The sequence below is a fragment of the Oligoflexus sp. genome, assembly GCF_035638955.1.
Classification (GTDB): Bacteria; Bdellovibrionota_B; Oligoflexia; order Oligoflexales; family Oligoflexaceae; genus Oligoflexus.
The window spans coordinates 1-2464 of record NZ_DASQYZ010000291.1 but is presented as its reverse complement, the minus strand read 5'-3'; the positions used below and the strand labels follow the sequence as shown (position 1 = coordinate 2464).

General features: G+C 50.3%; 2 protein-coding genes. Both read right to left on the bottom strand.

Annotation, left to right across the window (positions count from 1 at the left end; translation table 11 throughout):
* On the bottom strand, window positions 1-326 hold a 326-nt coding region (locus VE954_RS27015; protein ID WP_324958743.1), incomplete at its 3' end, for a hypothetical protein.
* Between the two features lie 100 nt (window positions 327-426).
* On the bottom strand, window positions 427-1839 hold the full coding sequence (cls, locus tag VE954_RS27010; RefSeq protein WP_324958741.1) for a cardiolipin synthase: 1413 nt from the start codon (window positions 1837-1839) through the stop codon (window positions 427-429).
* Between the last annotated feature and the right edge of the window lie 625 nt (window positions 1840-2464).

Here is a 2464-nt window from a genome sequence, read left to right as displayed (position 1 = left end):
CGCTTGTTCACATATTTCTCGTTGAAGTGCGAACCAACCGCGCGCATGGCAACGTCCAGACCCGAACGGATTTTAGCTTTTTGAGCTTCGCTAAACGCACTGGAGATGCGAAAGAGTGTCTCTCTATTTCCAGTGGGGCTGCCTGTGATGTCATACATCATGTAACTGGCGCAGTAATAGGAATGGCCATCGCTCGGAACCGTGAATCCACTGCATGGACTGTTAAAGCTGTCACTAAGTTCGCTGGATCCTTGTTCAAGAGGACTTCCGCAGGCACTTAACACCATGACCGAAGCCGATAGGAGTGTCGTGATTGCTGTTTTCATAGGGACATCCTGGGTAATTGTGTCATTAAGAGCCATGTCGACTCTGTGACCTGGTTTACATCCGGGATGGCGGGGAGTCAAGTTCGTCAGCCGAATGGGCTCAGAGAATGGGTGAAAACAAGCGGACAAACATGACGAGGAAGCGCTTTTGCCAGGAGAGCTTGAGCCAGAAATCGGAATCCACGCGATGGCTTTCTGATAAATCCTGTTCCAGCATGCGAGCCACTTCATGAGCGAAGGTGCTGTCTTCAACCCAGGCCATGACTTCAAAGTTCAGTGAAAATGACCGTTGATCGAGATTTGCGGATCCTACAGTTGCCGTATGATCGTCGATCAGCATTACCTTCTGATGCATGAAGCCGGTTTGATACTGATAGACTTTGATACCTGAGTTGATCAACTTGGACATCGAGAACATGCCGGCGTACGCGACGAAGAGATTGTCGGTCTTATCTGTGATCAAGACCCGAACATCCACCCCGCGGAGCCTCGCCATTTGAAAGGCCGAGAGCAGAGATTCATCAAGAACCAAATAGGGCGAGGCAATCCAAATTCTGGATCGGGCCATATTCAGCGAATGAATGAAAAGCAGTCGACACGTATCCAGTTCATCGGCCGGTCCAAAGACGCCGAGGGTCATCGCCTGCAAGCTCTGGGTCTGGTCAAAGCTTCGCCATAGCACCAGGGGCAGTTGATCGGTGATGTAATGCCAGTCTTCCACAAAAGAGATTTGTGCGGCTGCGACGGCCGGTCCTTCGAAAACAATATGCGTATCTCGCCATTTTCCTAGACCTTTGAGCCCCTCTTTATATTCGTCCCCAATGTTAAGGCCACCCAGAAAAGCTTTTTTCCCGTCAACGATCACCAGTTTTCGGTGGTTTCTAAAATTGATCTGCAGTCGGCCTCGGCGGATGCGGCTGGAACGGAACCAGGCGGCTTCAAGTCCCTCGCTATTGAGCTGGCGCACGACAGAATTGGGGAGGTCATTCGATCCGATTTGATCAAATAACAGATAAACGCGCACACCAGCCTGGCGTTTTCTGCGCAAACGACTCAAAAACTCGTTACCCAGCTCGTCATTTCTAAAAATATAGGACTGGAGAAGCACGTAGTCTTCCGCAGCATCTATGGCGCCCAGAATGGCTGCAAAGGCCTGCTCACCATTGATCAAAAGCTGGACCTGGTTGTTGGTAAAGGAATATTTGCAAAGCTGCTCAACGATGCTCATCCGGTTTGAGCCTTTGGTCAGACCTTCATTTTCCGTGTGATGGAAAACCTTATCCAGTTGAGCATGGAGGTTGGAGTCCCGGATCCGTCGGGCGCGCACGTAACCGATAAACCGATGGGAGCCAAATGTTACATAGAGCGGCAGACTTAAAATGGGAAACGTAAAAAGGGCAATGCTCCAGGCAATCGCTCCCTGGGGCGATTGGCAACGCGTGATGGCATGATGAGCCGTGTAGATGCCCAGGCCGTGAAGCAAAATAAGCACTGAAATCATGAAATCTGTCAAAAGATGCTCTTGGCTTGCAGGAAGAAACATTTCAATTCTATGCGGGTTTCGCTCACAGGAGAAAGAAAAATCCCAGAAGCCTATCGACAATGAGATGGGAAGGGCAAAAAGTAAAAACCCAGAAGCTTTGCAGCATCCGGGTTTGACTTTTAGTAGACGTGGTGCTCAGGGCGGGACTTGAACCCGGCACCTCTTTTTTTGTTTTTCCAGTGATTATGACTATTTACAGAACAATTTTCAAGAGTTATCCCTAAAGGCGTTTACCCCACCTTACCTTCCTATTCCCCAGGTTTCTCTGCATGATGTTCGGGAATGTTCGGGCATTTTTGGCCAGCCTGTCACTTTCGTCTTCAAACCCGCGCGGAATCAAGTGCGAGTCCGTGGAACACTTACTGACCAATGGGTCTAAGGCGATTTGGTAGGATTTGGATGGATTCCTTACCGTTGTCCTATTCAGCCAATGCTCCGATTGCAGGATCATCCTGCCTTGCGCATGGATCCGGTCGTGAGCTCTTCGGCCGAAAACTCCAGGCGAAGAACCGTTCCGCCGCCTTCGGCATCCTCCATGGTTATGGTTCCTCCCAGCTCAGAGCAGATGCTTTTGATGGCGCTGAGGCCGACGCCC